This is a genomic window from Kitasatospora sp. NPDC047058, from assembly GCF_040643935.1.
GTDB lineage: Bacteria > Actinomycetota > Actinomycetes > Streptomycetales > Streptomycetaceae > Kitasatospora.
Genome location: NZ_JBEYVJ010000647.1, coordinates 1 through 2,803 on the forward strand (window position 1 = coordinate 1; position 2,803 = coordinate 2,803).

General features: G+C 74.5%; 1 protein-coding gene. It reads left to right on the forward strand.

Features of this window, described 5'->3' with window-relative positions:
• Positions 1–443: 443 nt before the first annotated feature.
• A complete protein-coding gene (locus ABZ885_RS38745; protein ID WP_360199539.1) occupies positions 444–2,708 on the forward strand; it encodes a penicillin acylase family protein in 2,265 nt (754 codons plus the stop codon).
• The last annotated feature ends 95 nt before the right edge of the window (positions 2,709–2,803 follow it).

Here is a 2,803-nt window from a genome sequence, read left to right on the forward strand (position 1 = left end):
TGTCGTGTTACACCCTACCCCCACCCGCCGCTCTTCCTATCGCGCTCGACCGCGCCCCCCCCGCCCGCGCCGGCCGGGCCGGCGCCGTGCCGCCGGGTTACCCGGCGGCGGGCCATGACACACCGTCGACCCACCCCGCGGAAGCGGCGCCCGGGCGCCCGCACCTGGCCCTGGTGGGGACGATGCCCGCCACCGTGCCCGCGCCGCGCGCGGCCGCACCCGGCCTCTGGGCCGACGGACCGACGCGCCTGGCCCGCTGAGGCGGCCCCCGTACCTCCGTACGGACCTCCCTGCGCCTCCTCTCCTCGCGCCCCTTCCCCTGCGCGTCTCCCCCTTCGCTCACCCCCTCGCTCACCGCCGCCGCCGTGCGCCCGCGCCTGCCCGCGTGCGCACGGCGGTACTTGCCATGCCGGAATCCCGTCGAGACAAGGAAGCACCGCCCCGTGACAGTCCAGACCGACACCGCCCCGCCGGACGATCCGCGTCCGCCCGCCGAACCCGCACCGGAGACCGGGCCGGACGCGCCGGACCCCGGCACGCCCGCTACACCCGGCACACCCGGTACGCCCGAGACGCCCGGCACGCTCGCCGCCGACGCCTCCGGACCTGCTGCGCGCCCCCGGCGCCGACGCGTGCTGCGGATCCTCAAGCGCACCGCGATCGTCCTCACCGCCCTGGTCCTGCTGGCCGTCGGCAGCCTGGCCGGCTACGCGTACTGGACGGTCCAGCGCTCGCTGCCGCAGCTGTCCGGCACCACCACCGTGCCGGGGCTGCACGGCGAGGCCCGGATCGTCCGGGACGCCTCCGGCATCCCGCAGATCTACGCCGACAACGCGCACGACCTCTTCCTCGCCGAGGGCTACGCCCAGGCGCAGGACCGGTTCTGGCAGATGGACGTGCAACGGCACGTCACCGCCGGCCGGCTCGCCGAGATGTTCGGCCCGGGCGAGGTGCAGACCGACAAGGTGGCCCGCACCTTCGGCTGGTACCGGGTGGCCGAGCAGGAGGTGACGATGCTGTCGCCGCAGAGCCAGGCGTACCTGCGGGCCTTCTCCGACGGCGTCAACGCCTACCTCGGCCGGCACGAGGGCGCCGAGCTGTCCGTGGAGTACCCGGTGCTCGGCTTCGTCGCCGACGACTACCGCCCCGAGCCGTGGACCCCGGCCGACTCGGTCTCCTGGCTGAAGACCATGGCCTGGAACCTCAACACCGGCATGATCGACCAGTTCCAGCACGCCATGCTGCCCGCCGACCTGCCGGACGGGGCGTCCGACGACCTCTTCCCCGGCTACGACTACCAGCGCTGGGCGCCGATCGTCCCGGACCGGGCGGCCGCCACCCAGCCGGCGGCCGCCACCCCGTCCGCACCTGCCGCGCCGCCCGCGCCCACCACGCCCGCCGTCCCCGCCGCCGCCTCGGCCGCGCTGGCCGACAGCGCCGCGGTGCGCACCGTCCTGGCCGCCGTCCTCGGCCCGCAGGGCACCGGCATCGGTTCCAACTCCTGGGTGGTGGCCGGCAGCCGCACCACCACCGGCAAGCCGCTGCTGGAGAACGACCCGCACCTGACCCCCTCGCTGCCGGGCATCTGGTACCAGGTCGGCCTGCACTGCACCCGGACCGGCCCGGACTGCGCCTTCGACGTCAGCGGCTTCACCTTCGCCGGCATGCCGGGCGTGGTGATCGGCCACAACGCCGACATCGCCTGGGGCTTCACCGACCTCGGCGCCGCCGACTCCGACCTGTTCGTGGAGCGGGTCGACGGCGACGGCTACGAGCACGAGGGGAGCCGGCTGCCGCTGACCGTCCGCCAGGAGAAGATCAAGGTGGCGGGCGGCCGTCCGGTCGACCTGACCGTCCGGTCGACCCTGCACGGCCCGCTGATCTCGGACGTGCTCAAGTCCGCCGGCGAGGTGGCCGACCGCGGCCGGGTGCCGGACGTCCCGCCGCACGGCGAACACGACGGCTACGCGGTGGCGATGCAGTGGACCGCGCTCGACCCCGCCCCCACCGTGGACGCCCTCTTCGCCCTGGACCGGGCCAAGGACTGGAACGAGTTCCGTGCCGCCGCCGCGGTCTTCGCCTCCCCGGTGCAGAACATGATCTACGCGGACACGGCCGGCAACATCGGCTACCAGACGCCGGGCCGCATCCCCGTCCGCAAGGCCGGCGACAGCCGCCGCCCCGTCCCGGGCTGGACCGGCGCCTACGACTGGACCGGCTACCTGCCCTTCGACCAGCTGCCCACCAGCTTCAACCCGCCGGAGGGCTACATCGTCACCGCCAACAACGCGGTCGTCGGCCCGGGCTACCCGCACCTGATCGGCAGCGACTGGGGCACCGGCTACCGCAGCCGGCGGATCACCGAACTGATCGAGCAGGCCGGCAAGCTGGACGTCGCGGCGATGGAGCGGATCACCCAGGACACCTGGAACGGCAACGCCGCCACCCTGGTGCCGCACCTGCTCCGGGTCCAGGTCGGCGCCCAGGCCGGACCGGCCCAGGACCTGCTGCGCGGCTGGGACTTCACCCAGGGCGCCGACTCGGCACCGGCCGCCTACTTCAACGCCGTCTGGCGCGAACTGCTGAAGGAGGCCTTCACCGACCGGCTGAGCCGGGCCGGGGTCAAGAGCTACGCCTACCCGGACGGCGGCGGCCGCTGGTTCGACGTGGTGCGCGGGCTGCTCGACAAGCCGGACAGCCTCTGGTGAAGCTGGTTGAGGGCGCGGAACAGGGCGAGGTCGCCGCCGAGCCGGATCTGCAGGAAGAGGTCGGTCAGCTTGGTGCCGTGGCCGACCAGGCCGCG